Origin of the sequence: Pseudomonas sediminis (genome assembly GCF_039555755.1) — a bacterium.
Classification (GTDB): Bacteria; Pseudomonadota; Gammaproteobacteria; order Pseudomonadales; family Pseudomonadaceae; genus Aquipseudomonas; species Aquipseudomonas mendocina_D.
On the sequence record NZ_CP154631.1, the window covers coordinates 155958 to 174684 of the forward strand.

Annotated in this window: 21 protein-coding genes and 1 pseudogene; 7 read left to right on the forward strand and 15 right to left on the reverse strand. The window is 61.8% G+C overall.

Annotation, left to right across the window (positions count from 1 at the left end; all coding sequences use genetic code 11):
- Positions 1–92: 92 nt before the first annotated feature.
- From AAEQ75_RS00755 to cmoB, 3 genes are all read left to right on the forward strand, one after another.
- On the forward strand, positions 93–731 hold the full coding sequence (locus AAEQ75_RS00755; RefSeq protein ID WP_179545391.1) for a lysoplasmalogenase: 639 nt from the start codon (positions 93–95) through the stop codon (positions 729–731).
- A 296-nt stretch (positions 732–1027) separates the two neighbouring features.
- On the forward strand, positions 1028–1771 hold the full coding sequence (cmoA, locus tag AAEQ75_RS00760) for a carboxy-S-adenosyl-L-methionine synthase CmoA (RefSeq protein ID WP_343350590.1): 744 nt from the start codon (positions 1028–1030) through the stop codon (positions 1769–1771).
- Positions 1768–2736 carry a tRNA 5-methoxyuridine(34)/uridine 5-oxyacetic acid(34) synthase CmoB gene (gene cmoB / locus AAEQ75_RS00765; protein WP_179576055.1) on the forward strand — a complete coding sequence of 323 codons (969 nt, stop codon included), beginning with the start codon at positions 1768–1770 and terminating at the stop codon, positions 2734–2736. The genes cmoA and cmoB overlap by 4 nt, the downstream gene beginning before the upstream one ends.
- A 63-nt stretch (positions 2737–2799) precedes the next feature.
- Here cmoB and AAEQ75_RS00770 read toward each other — a convergent pair whose 3' ends face one another.
- Positions 2800–3021: a hypothetical protein gene (locus AAEQ75_RS00770; protein ID WP_343350591.1), complete on the reverse strand. Its 222-nt coding sequence runs from the start codon at positions 3019–3021 to the stop codon at positions 2800–2802.
- On the opposite strand from AAEQ75_RS00770, the pseudogene AAEQ75_RS00775 reads away from it, so the two are divergent.
- A pseudogene (locus AAEQ75_RS00775) lies at positions 3020–3613 on the forward strand (LysR substrate-binding domain-containing protein); the annotation flags it as partial. The gene AAEQ75_RS00770 and the pseudogene AAEQ75_RS00775 sit on opposite strands and share 2 nt — an antisense overlap.
- A gap of 71 nt (positions 3614–3684) precedes the next feature.
- On the opposite strand, the gene pdxJ reads toward AAEQ75_RS00775, so the two are convergent.
- The 12 genes from pdxJ to rpoE all read right to left on the reverse strand — a co-directional run bounded on the left by pdxJ (position 3685) and on the right by rpoE (position 14083).
- Positions 3685–4431 (reverse strand): pyridoxine 5'-phosphate synthase, encoded by a 747-nt coding sequence (gene pdxJ / locus AAEQ75_RS00780; RefSeq protein WP_343350592.1) that lies wholly within the window; start codon positions 4429–4431, stop codon positions 3685–3687.
- Positions 4424–5113 carry a DNA repair protein RecO gene (gene recO, locus AAEQ75_RS00785; protein ID WP_125835668.1) on the reverse strand — a complete coding sequence of 230 codons (690 nt, stop codon included), beginning with the start codon at positions 5111–5113 and terminating at the stop codon, positions 4424–4426. The genes pdxJ and recO overlap by 8 nt, the downstream gene beginning before the upstream one ends.
- A gap of 57 nt (positions 5114–5170) precedes the next feature.
- Positions 5171–6070 carry a GTPase Era gene (gene era / locus AAEQ75_RS00790; RefSeq protein ID WP_125879399.1) on the reverse strand — a complete coding sequence of 300 codons (900 nt, stop codon included), beginning with the start codon at positions 6068–6070 and terminating at the stop codon, positions 5171–5173.
- The gene (rnc, locus tag AAEQ75_RS00795; protein WP_409564031.1) at positions 6063–6689 is read right to left on the reverse strand and encodes a ribonuclease III; all 627 of its coding nucleotides are present in this window, start codon (positions 6687–6689) and stop codon (positions 6063–6065) included. Before rnc ends, era begins: the two co-directional genes overlap by 8 nt.
- A gap of 59 nt (positions 6690–6748) precedes the next feature.
- Positions 6749–7126: a DUF4845 domain-containing protein gene (locus AAEQ75_RS00800; RefSeq protein WP_143506719.1), complete on the reverse strand. Its 378-nt coding sequence runs from the start codon at positions 7124–7126 to the stop codon at positions 6749–6751.
- Positions 7127–7214: 88 nt separating this feature from the next.
- Positions 7215–8069: a signal peptidase I gene (lepB, locus tag AAEQ75_RS00805; protein WP_013714664.1), complete on the reverse strand. Its 855-nt coding sequence runs from the start codon at positions 8067–8069 to the stop codon at positions 7215–7217.
- Between the two features lie 6 nt (positions 8070–8075).
- Positions 8076–9875: a translation elongation factor 4 gene (gene lepA / locus AAEQ75_RS00810; RefSeq protein WP_143506720.1), complete on the reverse strand. Its 1800-nt coding sequence runs from the start codon at positions 9873–9875 to the stop codon at positions 8076–8078.
- Positions 9876–10023: 148 nt separating this feature from the next.
- Entirely contained in the window at positions 10024–11448 is a 1425-nt protein-coding gene (locus AAEQ75_RS00815) for a DegQ family serine endoprotease (RefSeq protein ID WP_256834984.1), read from the reverse strand.
- 35 nt (positions 11449–11483) lie between these two features.
- Positions 11484–11939, reverse strand: a complete 456-nt coding sequence (locus AAEQ75_RS00820; RefSeq protein WP_343350593.1) for a SoxR reducing system RseC family protein — start codon at positions 11937–11939, stop codon at positions 11484–11486.
- Complete coding sequence (locus tag AAEQ75_RS00825; RefSeq protein WP_179576047.1) at positions 11936–12883, reverse strand: MucB/RseB C-terminal domain-containing protein; 948 nt, start codon at positions 12881–12883, stop codon at positions 11936–11938. The genes AAEQ75_RS00820 and AAEQ75_RS00825 overlap by 4 nt, the downstream gene beginning before the upstream one ends.
- A gap of 15 nt (positions 12884–12898) precedes the next feature.
- Positions 12899–13471 carry a sigma-E factor negative regulatory protein gene (locus tag AAEQ75_RS00830; protein ID WP_179576046.1) on the reverse strand — a complete coding sequence of 191 codons (573 nt, stop codon included), beginning with the start codon at positions 13469–13471 and terminating at the stop codon, positions 12899–12901.
- A 30-nt stretch (positions 13472–13501) separates the two neighbouring features.
- Positions 13502–14083: an RNA polymerase sigma factor RpoE gene (gene rpoE, locus AAEQ75_RS00835; RefSeq protein WP_017677768.1), complete on the reverse strand. Its 582-nt coding sequence runs from the start codon at positions 14081–14083 to the stop codon at positions 13502–13504.
- A gap of 367 nt (positions 14084–14450) precedes the next feature.
- Here rpoE and nadB point away from each other — a divergent pair, with 367 nt between their 5' ends.
- The gene (gene nadB / locus AAEQ75_RS00840) at positions 14451–16082 is read left to right on the forward strand and encodes an L-aspartate oxidase (RefSeq protein WP_125835665.1); all 1632 of its coding nucleotides are present in this window, start codon (positions 14451–14453) and stop codon (positions 16080–16082) included.
- Here the strand turns inward: nadB and AAEQ75_RS00845 are convergent.
- Complete coding sequence (locus AAEQ75_RS00845; protein WP_343350594.1) at positions 16036–16503, reverse strand: protein YgfX; 468 nt, start codon at positions 16501–16503, stop codon at positions 16036–16038. The genes nadB and AAEQ75_RS00845 overlap by 47 nt on opposite strands.
- Positions 16487–16741, reverse strand: coding sequence for a succinate dehydrogenase assembly factor 2 (locus AAEQ75_RS00850; protein WP_343350595.1), 255 nt, complete (start codon positions 16739–16741; stop codon positions 16487–16489). Before AAEQ75_RS00850 ends, AAEQ75_RS00845 begins: the two co-directional genes overlap by 17 nt.
- Positions 16742–16886: 145 nt before the next feature.
- Between AAEQ75_RS00850 and AAEQ75_RS00855 the strand changes: the two genes are divergently transcribed.
- Both AAEQ75_RS00855 and AAEQ75_RS00860 read left to right on the forward strand, forming a co-directional pair.
- Positions 16887–17828 (forward strand): YgfZ/GcvT domain-containing protein, encoded by a 942-nt coding sequence (locus AAEQ75_RS00855; protein ID WP_343350596.1) that lies wholly within the window; start codon positions 16887–16889, stop codon positions 17826–17828.
- A gap of 46 nt (positions 17829–17874) precedes the next feature.
- Positions 17875–18711: an HDOD domain-containing protein gene (locus AAEQ75_RS00860; RefSeq protein ID WP_179576044.1), complete on the forward strand. Its 837-nt coding sequence runs from the start codon at positions 17875–17877 to the stop codon at positions 18709–18711.
- Positions 18712–18727: the final 16 nt, after the last annotated feature.

Genomic DNA, 18727 nt, shown 5'->3' on the forward strand with positions numbered 1-18727 from the left:
TCCGCCACTCGATTTGGCACCCATCGTATTGGCAGCCGCACGGCCGCTGGGCATAGTCGCGCCATTCCAATATTAACGAAGGGAGTCTTGCTATGCGTTGGTTGCTGCTCGGCCTGGCGGGTGCTGCGGTATTTCTTTATGGCCGGATCACCGGCGATGCGCAGCTCAGCCTGCTGACCAAGGGCATCCCGGTGATCGCCCTGCTGCTCTGGCTGCGCCAGGCACCGGCTGGCACCTACCGGCGCTGGATTTGCATCGGCCTGGTATTTTCCCTGGCCGGCGACATCCTTCTGGACTGGCCCGGCGACCTCTTCGTGTTCGGCCTCGGCGCCTTCCTGATCGGTCACCTGGCCTATCTGCGCGCCTACGTCTCCGATAGCCGGCTGCCGGCCCTACCCGCCTTGCTGCTGGCGCTGATCGCCGGTGGCGCGATGTTCGCCATACTGGCCAGCAGCGGTCTGGGCGAGCTGCTGATTCCGGTGGCCTGCTATGCCACCGCGATTTGCCTGATGCTCTGGCGCGCCCTGGCCCGCATCGGACACCCGGACCTACAGCCGCGCTCCACCTGGCTCGCCGCAGTTGGTGCGGCGCTCTTCGTGCTGTCCGACAGCCTGATCGGTATCGACCGCTTCGTCACCAGCTTCGACGCCGCACCCTACGCCATCATCCTTACCTACTGGCTTGGCCAGTGGGGCATCGCCGCCTCGGCCTTTCGACGCACCAAGGCCTAGAGCTGTTGCTGCGGACGGACGAACAATCGGGAAAGCCCTGACTATTGCCCGCACTTGGCCAGGCTTTGTACGAAAAGTGCCTGCGCTCGGTGATGCTTCGTTAAAAACTGGTTCAGCAAGCCGCTTACGGCTAACGCGCTTCAGCGCGGCCCGGAGGGCGAGCGCAGCGAGTCATGCTCATTTACAACTCGTAAACTTCGCTTCCTCACCCGTTTTTGCCTCGCCTGACCATCGCTCGACGACTTTTCGTACAAAGCCTAAAATGCCGGCCTTTTCCGCTAGCTATTGCGACCGCCGTGAGCCAAGAACCTGATCGTCTATTCGCCCAGCCTCTGCCCGAGGTGCCCGATTTCGTCTTCAACGAGGACGTGGTACGGGTCTTCCCTGACATGATCAAGCGTTCGGTCCCCGGCTACCCGACTATCGTCGAGAACATCGGCGTGCTCGCTGGCCAGTTCGCTCAGCCGCAGACCACCCTGTACGACCTCGGTGCTTCGCTCGGCGCGGTGACTCAGGCCCTACGCCGCCACGTGCGCGTCGATGGCTGCAAGGTGATCGCCGTGGACAACTCGCCGGCCATGGTCGCCCGCTGCAGCGAGTACCTGCATGCCCAGGACGCCATGTTCCAGGAGCTGCTGCCGGTGGACGTGATCGAAGCCGACATTCTTGCGCTCGAACTGCAGTCAACCTCACTGGTCACGCTCAACTTCACCCTGCAATTCATCCCGCCAGAGCGGCGCCTGGAGCTGCTCACACGTATTCGCCAGGCCCTGCTGCCCGGTGGCGCGCTGATCCTCTCGGAGAAACTGCGCTTCGAAGACACCGCCGAGCATGAGCTGCTCACAGAGCTGCATGTAGCCTTCAAACGTGCCAACGGCTACAGCGAGCTGGAAATCGCGCAGAAACGCAGCGCCATCGAGAAGGTGATGCTACCCGACAGCCTCCAGCAGCACCGCGAACGCCTGCTGGCTGCCGGTTTCAGCAAGGTGGTGCCCTGGTTCCAGTGCCTTAACTTCGCCTCGCTGGTGGCCCTGCCATGATGAGAGACCTAGATCTCGACGCGCTGCAGGCGCAACTGGCCGGTACCCCGCTGCTGGACTGGGCTTGTGAGCTGCCCGGGCAACTCGATGCCAAGCTGGCCATCGGTCACGGTGACCTGCCGCGCTGGTACGGTGCCGTGCAGGCACTGCCGGATCTGCAGGTAAGCGAGGTGGAGCTGGTGCAACGCTTCGCCTTTGGCGGTGCCAGCGACGAAGCAACCCGCGCACAATTGAAGACCGCCCTGCAGGGCTTGATTCCCTGGCGCAAGGGGCCATTCGAATTGTTCGGTGTGCATATCGACACCGAATGGCGCTCGGACTGGAAATGGCAGCGTGTCGCTCCGCACCTCGACCTGCGCGGAAAACGCATCCTCGATGTCGGTTGCGGCAACGGCTACTACATGTGGCGCATGCTCGGTGCAGGCGCAAACAGCGTGGTCGGCATCGACCCCAACTGGCTGTTCCTCTGCCAGTTCCTGGCGATGAAGCGCTACCTGCCGGATCAACCGGTGTGGCACCTGCCACTGGCCTTCGAGGAGCTGCCAGCCAAGCTTCAGGGCTTCGACACCGTGTTCTCCATGGGTGTGCTGTACCACCGTCGCTCGCCCATCGATCACCTGCTCGATCTAAAGGATGCCTTGGTCAAGGGCGGCGAACTGGTGCTGGAAACCTTGGTAGTCGAGGGCGACAGCGAGCAGGTGCTGGTACCGGAAGACCGCTACGCACAGATGCGCAACGTCTGGTTCCTGCCCTCGGTGCCGGCGCTGGAGCGCTGGCTGCGCCGTGCCGGTTTCGAGGACGTACGCTGCGTCGACGTCAGCACCACCTCGGTGGAAGAACAACGTGCCACCGAGTGGATGCGCTTCCAGTCGCTACCTGAATTCCTCGACCCTGCCGACCACAGCCGTACCGTCGAAGGCCTGCCGGCACCGACCCGCGCCGTGCTGGTCGCGCGCAAGCCCTAGGCACAGCGAGTCTCGTAGGGCGGGTGCAACCCGCCAGACTGCAATTGGCGGGTTGCACCCGCCCTACGGTCGCAGCCAACGCGCACGCCGCTGAGCGATCAAAAGCAGCGGTTCACCGGCGCCCTGCTCTACCACACCACGGGCACCGCCCAGGCGGATCCTTCCCTCGATGTTCTGCGCCAGCAGACGACGCATGCGCCGACGCCAGAACCAGGCGCCAACCCAATCGACGATGGCGTTCTGCAGATCCTGCGGCCACATGGCCGGCATGTAGAACTCGGGCATGGCCGGGCGCGTGCGCTTCGGTACGCCGAACGATATCGGCGACCGTGTGCTGCCCGGCGTACTCATGCTGTTCGCCCGCAGCCATCCGGGTGTGGAGGTCGAGGTTAACGTGGGGCGCAGCGTGGATCTGGTGGCCAAGCTGGATGCCGGCGAGCTGGACCTGACCCTGATCAACGCCGGCAACGACGGCCTGGATGATGCGCGCGGCGAAGTGATCTATTCGGAGGAACTGGTCTGGGCCGGGCGTGACGGTGGCCTAGCCATGCAGCGCTCGCCATTGCCGCTGGCACTGGCCAAGCCCGGCTGCGCCTGGCGCCGCACCGCGCTCGATGCGCTGGATCGACAAGGGCTGGCGTACCGTATCGCCTATTCCTGTGAGCAGTGCGCCGGCCAGGAAGCGGCAATGACCGCCGACCTGGCCATCGCGCCTTTCCCCCGCAGCCTGGTCAAGCCGCCGCTACGCCGACTCGGCGCAGAACAAGGCTTGCCCACCCTTGGCGAGTACCACATCAAACTGATTCTCGGCCATCAACGCAATGATGCCGTCGAGGCGCTCGCCAGGCAGATGGTTCAGGCTTTCAGCCAGGATTGAACGAAGTGGGAGGCGCTTCAGCGGCTATAGACCATCGAAAGTCGCGGCTGAAGCCCCTCCCACAAAGTACGCTAGCCGCGGTAAGCAGCGGCGACGATCAGCGCCTTCATCTCGGCGACGGCCTGCTTGAAACCGACGAACAACGCATGGGCAACGATGGCGTGGCCGATATTCAGTTCGTTGATGCCGGGAATCGCGGCGACAGCCTCGGCATTGTGGTAGTGCAAACCGTGACCGGCGTTGACGATCAGCCCGTGGTTCAGGCCGCAGATAACGCCATCGCGAATGCGTGAAAGCTCATGCGCAGCTTCTTCCGCGGTGTGCGCATCAGCATAGCGACCGGTATGCAGTTCGATGGCCGGCGCGCCGACGCGCATGGCCGCTTCGATCTGCCGCTCTTCGGCGTCGATGAACAACGACACCTCGCAACCGGCCAGCGTCAGACGCTCCACCGCCGCGGCGATACGCGCCTCCTGCCCGGCCACGTCCAGACCGCCTTCGGTGGTCAGTTCCTGGCGGGTTTCCGGTACCAGGCAGACATGCGCCGGACGGATCTGCTCGGCGAAACCAAGCATGAAATCGGTGATGCCCATCTCGAAGTTCATTCGCGTCTGCAGCACGTCGGCCAGCACACGTACGTCGCGATCCTGAATGTGCCGGCGGTCTTCACGCAGGTGCACGGTAATGCCATCGGCGCCGGCTTCTTCGGCGTCCAGCGCGGCCTTGACCGGGTCCGGGTAGCGCGTGCCACGAGCCTGGCGCAGGGTGGCGACGTGGTCGATGTTCACGCCGAGCAGAATACGATTGGCCTCAGTCACGCTTGGACTCCTTGAGCGTCATGAAAAGTTCGCGGCTGACCAGGGGCCTGCCGCCGAGGTGAGGTGCCAGCGCCTGACGCATCAGACGCTTGGCGGCAGCCAGCGCGCCTGGGGTCTGCCAGTCGGCTTCGGCCATGGCCAACAGTTCGCGGCCCTGGAATACACCGGGTTGCAGTTGTACCACCGGCACCAGGCCTATGTCCTGCTGCCAACGGTAAAGTGCAGTCGGATCGATGGGTTGGTCGTGCTGGTCACGATCCAGGGCGAAACCATAGCCCAGCTCGTCCAGCAGACGCCATTCGAACGCACGCAACAGCGGCTCCAGCGCCCGGCCGGCAGCCAGTGCCTGCAAGGTGAGGCCATAGTGTTCGAGCATCACGGGGTGCGGGTCTTCGGCCGGCAGCAGGCGGATCAGCAGTTCGTTGAGATAGAGCCCTGAGAACAGCGCCTCGCCGGTCAGCAACAGAGGAATGCCGGCGCTTTCCAGGCGGCCGACGGTCTTCAGCTCGCCCCGCCCGCGCAGCTCCAGCTCCAACGGCGCAAAAGGCCGGGCGATGCTGCCGACCTTGCCGCGTGCGGCGCGTAGCACGGCACGCACGCGGCCCTGGGCGGTAAAGAAATCCACCAAGGCGCTGCTTTCCTTGTACGGACGGCTATGCAGAACGTAGGCGGCAGAAGTCATGTGGTTAACCGCCAGAATGCGCCATGAGCAACAACGAGGATGCGTATGGCGCCTCGATCAATCCAGGTAACCCAGCGAACGCAGGGCGCGTTCGTCGTCGGACCAGCCACCTTTGACCTTGACCCAGAGGTTGAGCATCACCTTGGAGTCGAACATGGTTTCCATGTCCTTGCGCGCTTCCTGGCCGATGCGTTTGATGCGCTCACCCTTGTCGCCGATGATGATCTTCTTCTGTCCGTCGCGCTCCACCAGGATCAGACCATGGATATGCAGGATACGGCCTTCCTGTTTGAATTCCTCGATCTCTACGGTGATCTGGTACGGCAGCTCGGCACCGAGCTGGCGCATGATCTTCTCGCGGATCAGCTCGGCCGCCAGGAAGCGGCTGGAACGGTCGGTGATCTGGTCTTCCGGGTAGAAATGCTCGGACTCCGGCAGGCGCTCGCCTACCAGCTTCTCCAGGGTGTCGAGGTTCTGCCCCTGCAGCGCGGAGATCGGTACGATCTCGGCTTGCGGCAATTGCTCGGCCAGCCAGCCCAGGTGCGGCAGCAGCTCGCTCTTGTCTTCCAGGCGGTCGGATTTGTTCACCGCCAGCAGGATCGGACATTTGACGTGCTGCACCTTCTCCAGCACCAGTTGATCTTCGTCGGTCCAGCGCATGCGGTCGACCACGAACACCACGACATCAACGTCTTTCAGCGCGGTGGAGGCGCTACGGTTCATGTAGCGGTTGAGTGCCTTATCGTTCTGCTTGTGCAGGCCGGGCGTGTCGACGTAGACGGCCTGAATCTCGCCCTCGGTCTTGATCCCGAGCATGTTGTGGCGGGTGGTCTGCGGTTTACGCGAAGTGATCGCCAACTTCTGCCCGAGGATGTGGTTGAGCAGCGTCGACTTGCCCACGTTGGGCCGGCCGACGATGGCGACGTAGCCGCAACGGGTCACAGGTGCATCAGTCATTGCCATTCTCCACCCCGAGGGCGATCAGCGCCGCAGCCGCAGCGACCTGCTCGGCGATACGCCGGCTGCCGCCCTGGCCCAGGGTCTTTTCATTGAGCAGGGAAACCTGGCACTCGACCATGAAGGTACGGCAGTGCGGCTCGCCCTGTACGTCCACCACCTCGTAACGAGGCAGCTCGCAGGCACGCGATTGCAGGAACTCCTGCAGGCGCGTTTTCGGGTCCTTGTTGGTGTCGACCAGGGTCAGGCCATCCAGCTCGCCGGTCAGCCAGTCCAGCACGCGCTCGCGTGCTGCATCCATACCGGTGTCCAGATAGATGGCGCCGATCAGCGCCTCCAGAGCATCGGCCAGGATCGACTCGCGACGAAAGCCGCCACTTTTCAGCTCACCAGAGCCCAGGCGCAGGTATTCGCCCAGCTCGAAACCGCGCGCCAACACGGCTAGCGTCTCGCCCTTGACCAGGCGTGCGCGCAGGCGCGACAGCTGGCCTTCGCGGGCTTGCGGGAAGCGCTCGAACAGCGCTTCACCGGCGACGAAATTGAGAATGGCATCACCGAGAAATTCCAGCCGCTCATTGTTGCGGCCGGCGAAACTGCGATGGGTCAGGGCCAGGACCATCAGGTCCTGATCCTTGAAGCTATAGCCGAGCTTGCGCTCGAGGCGGGACAGATTGGGAGTCACGGCATCCGTACACGAAATTCTTTGTCGAAATTCACCACCAGATCGAGGTTCTCGATCAGCGGCTCGCGTTTTTCATACTTGAGGTGGACCAGAAACTCATTGTTCTCCACCTTGACCTGCAGAGCGTCGCGCATGTTCAGGTCACGAATGTTGTTGACCTGCATGCCTTTGCTCACATGGTTGTAAAACTCACCGACGGTGCGTACATCCGACGCCTTGTCGGTTTCCACCGAAGTGATGATCTTCTCCAGCGACATGTAGTCGAGATAGTGGGGCATCACCTTGAAGGCAGTGCTGGCGAAGAATGCCACCACGGCCAGAACCACCAGCCAACCCAGAATGGAAAGCCCCTGCTGCGAGCGCGCGAAAGTCATGTGTATCCCCAATAGACGGTCTTGTTGGAAAGCCTGACGGCTAGACTATTTATAGCCTGTGGCGCTGCATTGAACAGCGCGCCAGTGCTCAATGAATCAGGCCGACCCGAGAGAAGTTGGGCAGATTGCTGGTCTTGGGTTCCGGCCAGCTCATCCAGATGGCGAAGGCCTTGCCGACGATATGGTCGTCTGGGACCATGCCCCACAGCTCCTGAGGAATATGACGATCGCGCCAGTAACGGCTGTCGTTGGAGTTGTCACGGTTGTCGCCCATCATGAAGTAGTGCCCTTCCGGCACCACCCATTGGCCGCCGGGCTCGCGGCGCATGCGGGTCATTTCCTTGCGGATGGTGTGTTCGACCTGGCCCAGACGCTCCTGATAGAGCATCGCACCACCCAGGCTGCCCGGCTCCTCACCGATCAGCTTCTCGGCCACCGGCTCGCCATTGATCAGCAGACGCTTGCCCTGGGTGTACTCGATGCGATCACCCGGCAGCCCCACCACGCGCTTGATGTAGTTGATGGTCGGGTCGCTGGGATAGCGGAACACCATCACATCGCCGCGCTGCGGGTTATCCACCTCGATGATCTTCTCGTCGATCACCGGCAGACGAATACCGTAGGCGAACTTGTTGACCAGGATGAAATCGCCTACTTCCAGGGTCGGCTTCATCGACCCGGAAGGAATCTGGAAAGGTTCCACCAGAAACGAGCGCAGCACCAGCACGATGGCCAGCACCGGGAAGAAGGATTTGCCGTACTCGACCAGCAAGGGCTCCTTGCTCAGACGTTCCAGCACCCTGTCGTCAGGATCGTCGACCCGTCCCTGGTACGCCGCAATCGCCGCACGGCGGCGCGGAGCCAGAAGAATCAGATCGATCAGGGCCAGGAAGCCGCAGACGGCGACCGCGATAACCAACAGGAGCGGGAAATTGATCGACATAGAGCCTTAGCTATCCAACCTGAGCACGGCGAGGAAGGCTTCCTGTGGGATTTCCACGTTACCGACCTGCTTCATGCGTTTCTTACCGGCCTTCTGCTTCTCGAGCAGCTTCTTCTTACGGCTCACGTCGCCACCGTAACATTTGGCCAGTACGTTCTTTCTGAGCGCCTTGACAGTGGTCCGCGCGATGATCTGACCGCCGATGGCTGCCTGGATCGCCACATCGAACATCTGCCGAGGAATCAGTTCCTTCATCTTCTCGGTCAAGGCACGGCCCTTGTAGGCCGCGTTGTCGCGGTGAACGATCAAGGCCAGAGCATCGACCTTGTCGCCGTTGATCAGTACGTCCAGCTTGACCAGATTGGCAGACTGGTAGCGGTCGAAATGATAGTCCAGCGACGCATAACCACGGCTGGTCGACTTCAGACGGTCGAAGAAGTCCAGCACCACTTCGTTCATCGGCAGGTCGTAGCGAACCTGAACCTGCGACCCGAGAAATTGCATGTCGCGCTGCACGCCACGCTTCTCGATGCACAGGGTGATGACGTTACCCAGGTGTTCCTGCGGCACCAGGATGGTCGCGGTGACTATTGGCTCGCGGAAGTCGGCCACTGCCGAAACGTCCGGCAACTTGGACGGGTTGTCCACGGTGATGGTTTCACCCGTCTTGAGCTCGATCTCGTAGATTACACTCGGCGCGGTGGTGATCAGGTCCAGGTCGTACTCGCGCTCCAGGCGCTCCTGGATGATCTCCATGTGCAGCATGCCGAGGAAGCCGCAACGGAAACCGAAGCCCAGGGCATCGGAGCTTTCCGGCGCGTACTGCAGCGATGAATCGTTGAGAGTCAGCTTCTGCAGGGCATCGCGGAAGTCCTCGAAATCGTCTGAGCTGACCGGGAACAGGCCGGCGTACACCTGCGGCTGGATCTTCTTGAAGCCCGGCAGTACTTCGACCTCTGGGGTAGAGGACAGGGTCAGGGTGTCACCCACCGGCGCACCATGAATGTCCTTGATGCTGGCGATGATGAAGCCCACTTCACCGGCTTTGAGATCAGCAGTAGCGGTGTGTTTCGGGGTGAATACACCAACGCTGTCGACCAGGTGCACCTTGCCGGTGGACTTGACCAGAATCTTGTCGCCCTTCTTCACGCGGCCCTGGCGCACGCGCACCAGCGAGACCACGCCCAGATAATTGTCGAACCAGGAATCGATGATCAACGCCTGCAGCGGCGCATCGATCTCGCCGGTCGGCGCCGGAATGGTCTGCACCAGGCGTTCGAGCACCTCGTCCACGCCCATGCCGCTCTTGGCGCTGCAGGCCACGGCGTCGGTGGCGTCGATGCCGATGATCTTCTCGATCTCGTCCTTGACGCGGTCCGGGTCGGCCTGCGGCAGGTCCATCTTGTTCAGCACGGGCATTACTTCCAGCCCCTGCTCGATGGCGGTGTAGCAGTTGGCAACCGACTGCGCCTCGACGCCCTGCCCGGCATCGACCACCAGCAATGCACCTTCGCATGCCGCCAGCGAGCGCGAGACTTCGTAAGTGAAGTCGACGTGGCCGGGCGTATCGATGAAGTTCAGTTGGTAGGTCTTGCCGTCATTGGCCTTGTAGTGAAGGGTGACGCTGTGGGCCTTGATGGTGATGCCGCGCTCACGCTCCAGGTCCATGGAGTCCAGAACCTGAGCCTCCATTTCACGCGCGGTGAGACCGCCGCACATCTGGATGAAACGGTCAGCCAAGGTGGACTTGCCGTGGTCAATGTGGGCAATGATGGAAAAATTGCGGATATGACTCAGGTCACTCACAGATCAACACTCAAAGAAGGCACAGGCAAGACGCTTGCCGAAAATAGCCGCGGATTGTACCCGATCCCTCGCGACCGCGTCACGCCTGCACAGCGCTGGTGCAGATACGAAAAAGGCGCCCGAAAGCGCCTTTTTCAACGTACCCGACTTATTCAGCCAGCTTGAACGTAATGAAGCTGGCACGCCCCTGACGTAGCACTCGCATGGACACCGAACGATTCTTCGGCAGTTCCTGCGCCACCTGGGTGAAGGTGCTGGTTGAATCGATGGCCTGATTATTCAGGTGAGTGATCACATCGCCCGGACGCAGGCCAATCATGGCTGCAGGGCCGTTGAGCACTTCCTTCACGACAACCCCGCCTTTGAGGTCGAGGCCTTTCTTCTGCTCGGCAGTCAGCTCGACCACCGTCACGCCCAAACGATTGTTGCTGCGCTCGGCACCCTGCGCCGAACCCGCCGAGGCAAGCTCCTGACCTTCTTCAGGCAGCGTACCGACCGTGACGCTGAGTTTCTTGCGCGAGCCATCACGCACCACATCCAGTTCGGCCTTCTCGCCTGGCTTCAGCCCACCAACCAGGTGCGGTAGATCGGCCGACATGATGATCGGTTTGCCATTGAGGCTGAGAATCACGTCGCCCACCAGCAGGCCGCCCTTGTCCGCCGGGCCGTCTTCCAGCACCTGCGCAACCAGCGCGCCAGCCGGTTTCTCCAAGCCGAAGGATTCAGCCAGATCCTTGTTCACTTCCTGAATCACCACACCGAGCCAGCCACGAGTGACCTTGCCGTCGGCCTTGAGCTGGTCGGCGACCTGCATGGCCACTTCCATCGGAATGGCGAAGGAGAGCCCCATGAAGCCGCCGGAACGGGTGAAGATCTGCGAGTTGATACCCACTACTTCACCTTGCAGGTTGAACAGCGGGCCGCCGGAGTTACCCGGGTTGATCGCCACATCGGTCTGGATGAACGGCACGTAGCTGTCGCTCGGCAGGTTACGCCCCTTGGCACTGACGATACCGGCGGTCACCGAGTGATCGAAGCCGAACGGCGAACCGATGGCCAGCACCCACTCGCCGACCTTCAGCTCGTCGGACTTACCCAGGCGCACCACAGGCAAATCCTTGCCCTCGACCTTGAGCAGCGCGACATCGCTGCGCGGATCGGCGCCAATCAACTTGGCTTCCAGCTCGCTGCGATCGGAGAGACGCACGATGATCTCGTCAGCATCGGCGACCACATGATTGTTAGTCATGATGTAGCCATCCGGCGAAATGATGAAACCAGAGCCCAGCGATTGCGCCTCGCGCTGGCGGCCGCCCGGATTACGCGGAGCCTGCGGGATGCTGCGCTCGAAGAACTCGCGGAACATCGGCGGCAGACCTTCCAGATCAGGCATCCCTGGCTGCCCGGCAACGGCGCGCTCGGGCATCTTCTGGCGGGTACTGATATTGACGACCGCAGGCGAAGCTTCCTCTACCAGATTGGTGAAGTCTGGCAGGCTGGCCTGAGCGAACAGACTTTGCCCCCAGAGCAAGGCAACCGCCAGCAGCGGCGCAATGGACTTGAGTTTTCTCATCGAACTACGACTCCCCATGTAAAACTCGGACACTCTCAACCCGCCGCTGGAACAGACACCAGCAGCGCACCTAGGACAACGGGCTGTAATAAGGGGTTCTCGGCAACGCGAGCAGCGCGCCAGCGAACCAATAGCCAACTGGCAAGCAGACCACTCAGGCCGGCGAAGATCACCAGAGGCTCGGACAGACCCAGACCGTCCGCCAGCAGCGCAGCGGCGAACAGACCCAGAAGAGGAAGCAGATAAACCAGAAGAGAACTGCGCACCAGCAGATCTTCGCGCACACCGATGATCACGGTGTCGCCGACGGCCAGAGGCGTTTGACTGAGGGCGCGCACGTAACCGCGCTGCCGACCTACGCCGAGACGATCCATCAACCCCTGACCGCACGCCGCATTGGCCGAACAACTCGAGCAGGTGCTCTTGCGTAGCGTCTCGACCCAGACAGCGCCGGGCTCAAGCGCCACTACACGCCCCTGCTCTTCGATCATTGGCTAGCCTGTTCAGGCACTCCGGCACGCATGGACAGGGCGATACGCTCGGCAGTACCCAAAGGAATCTCACCGACCACGGTAACCATCACGTCACCTGCATCGGTGCTCATGCGCCGCGAAACGGCAACGGTCGGCCCCAGCTGGCTGCGCGCATCATCAACAACGCTGCCTTTCAAGGGCTCAAGGAAAACCGAGAATCGTGCCAGACCATCGCCGTACATCATGTAGGCGACAGAGTTATCAGAAGAAGGATCACGACGTAGCTGCGCGGCAGTCAAGGTAAAGCCTGGAGGCAGCCAATCCGAACGCCAGCTGCCTTCGGCCATGCTGTCGGCAGCACGCAAACGTACCGGACGACATCCCGAACTCGGTTGCATGGCGCTCGCCACGGGGGCGGAGGTATCCAGCTGAGCGAACTGGAATCGCTCCAGAAGCTGACCGCGCTCGTTCAAGAGCAGAGATTTCAACGGCAGGCCGGTTTCTCGATCCAGGTGTAACTCGAAGCCGTAACGGTGCTGATCCTTGGGCGCCAACACCAGAACGTCGGCAGGACGATTGGCGATGCGCGACTGACCGGCGACACGAATGTCGTACCAGTTGCTCAGTTGCTCGGCATCCAGCTGACGGGCAGGCCAGGCTTGCCCCTCACTGACCTGATCGACCAACGCGCCACTGACGCACTGAGCCTGACCATCGACCTTGAATACTTCCTGGGCAGGACCATCGAGCTGCAGAAGGCGCTCGCGAACTTCGCCCCCTTCTTCCACCTGATGCCACACGGCATGGGTGGAAAAACTCCCATTGCGCTCATAGATGAACGTACCCTGGAAGCTTTGCTGGCGCTCTGCCGCAGCGAGGCGCCCGAGCAAGTCCTGCACCTCGGAGGCCTGAACCGGCAGAGCCAGCAGACCACCGAGAAGGTAGAGGGGAATCGCGCGCATGTGACTCCTTAGCGCTTAGCGGTTTTCCAGACTTGCAGCCCGAGCATAAGGCAGAGCGGTTTCACCGCTACCCATCACGGCTTCCTGCGCATGTTGACGCAGGTAGTTCGGCAGACGCTGCTCATGCCAGCTGGCAGTGCCAGCTTCAGCTGCTTCGCCGACTTCCTCGCTGCTGTTGTAACCAGCGAGCAATGCAGGACCTTGCACCTGAGGTACCGAAAGCACCGGAGAGGCTTCCTGCTGAGCCAGTTGAGCACCGCTCAGGTCATCCTGGTTATAGAAGCGCACACCCGCCAGCACTGCAACAGTCACCGACGCTGCTACGGCTACACGCCCGACGCTACGCCAGATGGGTGCTTTGCGTGTTGGAACTGCTTCGTCGGCCAGCGCCGCAGACACCGCAGATGCGATATCCAGTTGCGGCACCAACAGTTCACGATGCATGGCTGCACGGGCGACCTGGTAACGCGACCAGGTGCCACGTAGCTCGCCATCTTCGCTGGCTGCGAGCACACGCCGCAGTTCCAGTTCGTCCGCTTCGTTATCCATCACCGCGGACAGCGATTCCTGCAGGGTTTCACGACTCATGGCGTTCCTCTCTTGGCTGTCGCCGCTGCCTTAGGTTTCCTGCAGCAGAGGCTGCAGGGACTTATCAATTGCCTCACGTGCACGGAAGATCCGTGAACGCACTGTTCCTACCGGACACTGCATGACACCGGCAATGTCCTCGTAACTCAGACCTTCAAACTCACGCAAGGTCAGAGCCGTGCGTAGGTCATCTGGCAACTGGGCGATGGTTCGATGCACGGTGGCTTCGATCTCGTCGCGCAGCAATGCCCGCTCCGGTGACTCGATGTCCTTGAGGCCGTGATCGCCATCGTAGAACTCCGCGTCATCGCTACTTACATCACTATCCGGTGGCCGCCGACCGCGGGACACCAGATAATTCTTCGCCGTGTTGATGGCGATGCGGTACAGCCACGTATAGAACGCGCTGTCCCCGCGAAAGTTTCCAAGCGCTCGGTAGGCTTTTACGAACGCCTCCTGAGCGACATCCTGAGCCTCGTGGGTGTCGTGCACGAATCGCACGATCAAACCGAGGATCTTGTGCTGATACTTCAGCACCAACAGATCGAAGGCACGCTTGTCACCACGCTGCACTCGCTCGACCAGTTGCTGATCATCTTCCTGGGTTAGCATGCACGCTCCTCATTAGGCTTGGAGGAGGCTTGCGCCCGTAAGCGAATCAGCTTGCCAAGATAGACTCGGGTCTTACGCAAAAGTTCTCCCCTCCAAGCAAGCTTCCCGCAAAGATTACTTTTCTCTGCCGGGAATGGCGCCAGCGGAACCTTTCCGCTCGCGCAAATAATCTTATCGCCGCTCATTTCCCACACCCTCCGCTGACTTCAGATGCAGGCACGCGCAAGCGCTCTCCCTTATATGGGCGACCCTCTATGGAACCTTAATGACTAAGAAAGTTCCCGAGCACCACGGTCGGTCATAAGCCACCTATTGTGCCGCTGCCCCTCTCTATATACTAGGGCTCGCTTTCACGCGGAACTCGGACATGAGCCAACACTTCCAGCACGACGTTCTGGTTATCGGCAGCGGTGCCGCCGGCCTGACCCTCGCCCTTACCCTTCCAACCCACTTGCGCATCGCGGTCTTGAGCAAAGGCAATCTTGCCAACGGCTCGACCTACTGGGCGCAAGGTGGTGTAGCGGCAGTCCTGGACGACACCGACACGGTCGAATCCCATGTCGCCGACACCCTCGACGCAGGCGCCGGCCTGTGCCGCGAAGACGCAGTGCGATTCACGGTAGAACACAGCCGCGAAGCCATCCAGTGGCTGATCGACCAGGGCGTGCCTTTTACCCGCGACGATGAAACCGCGCGCGAGGATGGCGGTTTCGAGTTCCACCTGACCCGCGAAGGTGGCCATAGCCATCGACGCATCATTCACGCAGCCGACGCTACCGGCGCAGCGATCTTCAATACGCTGCTGGAGCAGGCCCGGCAACGCCCGAACATCGAACTACTGGAGCAACGCGTCGCCGTCGACCTGATCACCGAACGCAAACTCGGCCTGGATGGTGAGCGCTGTCTGGGGGCTTACGTACTGGATCGTGCTCGCGGTGAAGTGGACACCTTCAGCGCGCGCTTCGTGATTCTCGCCACCGGCGGCGCAGCCAAGGTCTACCTCTATACCAGCAACCCGGACGGCGCCTGCGGCGACGGCATTGCCATGGCCTGGCGGGCCGGCTGCCGCGTCGGCAATCTGGAGTTCAACCAGTTCCACCCCACCTGCCTGTATCACCCACAAGCCAAGAGCTTCCTGGTCACCGAAGCCGTACGTGGCGAAGGCGGCTTGCTCAAGCTGCCCAATGGCGAACGCTTCATGCAGCGCTTCGACGAACGCGCCGAACTGGCACCGCGCGATATCGTCGCCCGCGCCATCGACCATGAAATGAAGCGTCTGGGTGTCGACTGCGTCTATCTGGACATCAGTCACAAGCCCGCCGAGTTCATCAAGAGTCACTTCCCCACCGTCTACGAGCGCTGCCTGGGCTTTGGCATCGACATCACCAGGCAGGCCATCCCAGTCGTCCCCGCAGCGCATTACACCTGCGGCGGTGTGGTGGTCGATCAGCATGGCCGTACCGACGTACCAGGCTTGTATGCCATCGGCGAAACCAGCTTTACCGGCCTGCATGGCGCCAACCGCATGGCCAGCAATTCGCTGCTCGAATGCTTCGTCTATGCGCGCTCGGCCTGCGCGGATATCACCGAGCAGTTGAACACGATCGAGATGCCCAGCGACCTGCCGGACTGGGACGCCAGCCAGGTGACCGACTCGGACGAGGACGTGATCATCGCCCACAACTGGGACGAGCTGCGCCGCTTCATGTGGGACTACGTCGGCATCGTGCGCACCAACAAGCGCCTGCAGCGCGCGCAACATCGCGTGCGCCTGCTGCAGGACGAGATCGATGAGTTCTACTCCAACTACAAGGTCAGTCGCGACCTGATCGAGCTGCGCAACCTCGCCCTGGTCGCCGAGCTGATGATCAGCTCGGCCATGCAGCGCCATGAGAGCCGCGGGCTGCACTACACCCTCGACTACCCCGAGCAGTTGGCCGAAGCCCGCGACACTATTCTGACGCCGACGCCCCAGGCTCAGCCCAGCGCCGCCGGCTGAACTTCAGACGCAAACGCAGGCGCCGGTGCTGCTCCGGCGCCAACGCGTCACACGGAATGCACGAGCCGCGACTGAAGCACTGGCCTGGCAAGCGATAGCGCAGCACCACGACCAGCGGCAAGGCCAGGCTGTCAGGACGTAGTTGCACCGCCTGCCAGCCAGTTGCAGCGCTGTATAGATGCCAGCCGAATCCATCACGGCGCAGTCCGGTGATGGCCTTCGGCGCCGTCAGCAGAACGTGTCGCGGCAGCACCCAGGCGGCATGCGCAAGGCACGCCACGAATGACAGCAGCTTCGACCAGGTGGGAATGTCGGCCAGCCACGGCGCCAGCAAGGCCAACGCCAGGACCGACAGATAGAGCCTCAGCAGCCAGCGTGATGGCTGCCAACGGCACTCGAAAACATCACTTGGGTTGGACACGGTCCAGGATCATGCGCACGATGTGACGCAGATCGGCATCCTCGGGCTCGCCGCGCTGCATGAACCAGCCGAACATGTCCTGATCCTCGCATTCCAGCAGTTTGCGATAGCGCGCCTGGTTCTCGACATCCAGGCTCGGGTACACCTCCTTGACGAAAGGTACCAGCAGCACATCCAGCTCCAACATGCCACGGCGGCTATGCCAGAACAGGCGATTCAGTTCACTTTGCTCAACCATGCAACGGACTCCTCGAACGAGGCCGGCAGTATAACGGCGAATTGCGTCGCTGTTCACCGCGACGCTGCGCAATTGCGCTGACAAGGCCCTGCCCTGCCCACTATGATGATGCCCCTGACCTTTATTCAGTGACTCGATTTGCATCATGGCCGATAGCGCTTACTTCACCCTCCTCGATCACGAAGGCCTGCTCGCCGTTCGCGGCGCGGACGCAGCCAAGTTCCTGCAGGGCCAAGTGACCTGCAACCTCAATTACCTCAGCGCCAGCCAATCCAGTCTTGGCGCCCGCTGCACGCCCAAGGGCCGCATGTTGTCGAGCTTTCGCATCGTCGCGGTGGAAGACGGCTATCTGCTGGCCATGGCACGCGAACTGATCGAGTCGCAGCAGGCCGATCTGCAGAAATATGCGGTGTTCTCCAAATCCAAGCTCAGCGATGAAAGCGCCGCCTGGGTCCGTTTCGGCCTGGCCGGCGGCGACGCCGTGCTCGGCGAGCTTGGCCTGCAATTGGGCTCTGCCAGCGACTCCATCACCAGCGCTGGACCGTTAATTGCCGTGCGCCTGAGCGATGGCCGTGCCGAGTTGTGGGCTCCGGCCGCCGAAACAGAACAACTGCAAGGCCGCCTGGCCGCCGCGCTGCCGCAGGCGCCGCTGAACGACTGGCTACTGGCTCAGGTTCGTGCCGGCGTGGGCCAGGTGTTCGGCGCCACACGTGAGCTGTTCATTCCGCAGATGATCAACCTGCAGGCCCTCGGCGGCGTAAGCTTCAAGAAGGGCTGCTACACCGGCCAGGAGATCGTCGCGCGCATGCAGTACCTGGGCAAGCTCAAGCGTCGCCTGCAGCGGCTGCGCCTGGTCGGCTCCGAGCTGCCGGCCGTCGGCATCGAATTGTTCTCCCCGGTCCATGGCTCCAGCGTCGGTGAAGTGGTGCTGGCGGCCCAGGCCGGCGACGCCATCGAGTTGCTCGCCGTGCTGCAGGAAGATGCCGTGAACGACGGCCGTATTCACCTCGGCAGCAGTGAGGGCCCGACGCTGACCCTGCTCGATCTGCCTTATCAGCTGGATGCCGACCAGGAAATCCAGCGCTGACTAAACTTCCCCGGCGCCGCATCGGATCGCCTAAGAGAGCTATTTCATGAGCAAGCTTGCCGAAAAAGTCCAACAGGAACTGATCCACGCCATCGAGAACGATGAGCTGGTACTGCCCACCTTGCCCGAGGTGGCATTGCGGGTGCGTGAAGCAGCGGAAGACCCGGATGTGGGCATTCCGCAGATCAGCAAGGTAATCGGTAACGACGCAGCCCTCACCGCGCGCATCATCAAGGTGGTCAACAGCCCGCTGCTGCGCAGCAACAAGGAAATCACCGACCTGCAGATGGCCGTCAGCCGTCTGGGCATCAATTACACCTGCAACCTGGCCACCGGCCTGGCCATGGAGCAGATGTTCCAGGCCACCAGCGACGTGGTCGACCGCAAGATGCGCGAGGTGTGGAACAAGAGCACCGAGATCGCCGGTATCTGTCACGTGTTGTGCCGTCACTACACCCGCCTGATGCCGGACCAGGCCACCCTCGCCGGCCTGGTGCACCAGATCGGCGTGCTGCCGATCCTCACCTATGCCGAAGAACACAACGAACTGCTGGCCGACTCCATCAGCCTCAATCACGTGATCGAGCAGATTCACCCGATCATCGGCGACAAGATCCTGCGTACCTGGGAGTTCCCCGAGCCCATCGCCATCGTGCCGAGCCAGTATCTGGATTTCACCCGCGACTCGGCCAAGGTCGATTACGTCGATATCGTTCAGGTCGCCACGCTGCAAAGCTACCTGGGCAGCGAGCACCCCTACACCCAGCTGGACTGGAGCAAGGTACCGGCATTCTCCAAGCTTGGCCTGGACCCGCAGGTCGACATGCAGGCCGACGAAGACCTCTCCGCCGCCATGGAAGCAGCCATGAGCATGCTGCAGTAAAAGCATCTCGCCATGG

Coding starts and splice junctions, on each gene's coding strand:
- lepB (WP_013714664.1), bottom strand. CDS start 8,069: ATGTCGATCAATTTCCCGCTCCTGTTGGTTATCGCGGTCGCCGTCTGC.
- cmoB (WP_179576055.1), top strand. CDS start 1,768: ATGATGAGAGACCTAGATCTCGACGCGCTGCAGGCGCAACTGGCCGGT.
- AAEQ75_RS00755 (WP_179545391.1), top strand. CDS start 93: ATGCGTTGGTTGCTGCTCGGCCTGGCGGGTGCTGCGGTATTTCTTTAT.
- AAEQ75_RS00860 (WP_179576044.1), top strand. CDS start 17,875: ATGAGCAAGCTTGCCGAAAAAGTCCAACAGGAACTGATCCACGCCATC.
- AAEQ75_RS00820 (WP_343350593.1), bottom strand. CDS start 11,939: ATGATCGAAGAGCAGGGGCGTGTAGTGGCGCTTGAGCCCGGCGCTGTC.
- recO (WP_125835668.1), bottom strand. CDS start 5,113: ATGACTTCTGCCGCCTACGTTCTGCATAGCCGTCCGTACAAGGAAAGC.
- AAEQ75_RS00850 (WP_343350595.1), bottom strand. CDS start 16,741: ATGGTTGAGCAAAGTGAACTGAATCGCCTGTTCTGGCATAGCCGCCGT.
- nadB (WP_125835665.1), top strand. CDS start 14,451: ATGAGCCAACACTTCCAGCACGACGTTCTGGTTATCGGCAGCGGTGCC.
- AAEQ75_RS00800 (WP_143506719.1), bottom strand. CDS start 7,126: ATGACTTTCGCGCGCTCGCAGCAGGGGCTTTCCATTCTGGGTTGGCTG.
- AAEQ75_RS00815 (WP_256834984.1), bottom strand. CDS start 11,448: ATGAGAAAACTCAAGTCCATTGCGCCGCTGCTGGCGGTTGCCTTGCTC.
- era (WP_125879399.1), bottom strand. CDS start 6,070: ATGACTGATGCACCTGTGACCCGTTGCGGCTACGTCGCCATCGTCGGC.
- AAEQ75_RS00830 (WP_179576046.1), bottom strand. CDS start 13,471: ATGAGTCGTGAAACCCTGCAGGAATCGCTGTCCGCGGTGATGGATAAC.
- AAEQ75_RS00770 (WP_343350591.1), bottom strand. CDS start 3,021: ATGCCCGAGTTCTACATGCCGGCCATGTGGCCGCAGGATCTGCAGAAC.
- rpoE (WP_017677768.1), bottom strand. CDS start 14,083: ATGCTAACCCAGGAAGATGATCAGCAACTGGTCGAGCGAGTGCAGCGT.
- rnc (WP_409564031.1), bottom strand. CDS start 6,689: ATGGTCCTGGCCCTGACCCATCGCAGTTTCGCCGGCCGCAACAATGAG.
- AAEQ75_RS00855 (WP_343350596.1), top strand. CDS start 16,887: ATGGCCGATAGCGCTTACTTCACCCTCCTCGATCACGAAGGCCTGCTC.
- AAEQ75_RS00825 (WP_179576047.1), bottom strand. CDS start 12,883: ATGCGCGCGATTCCCCTCTACCTTCTCGGTGGTCTGCTGGCTCTGCCG.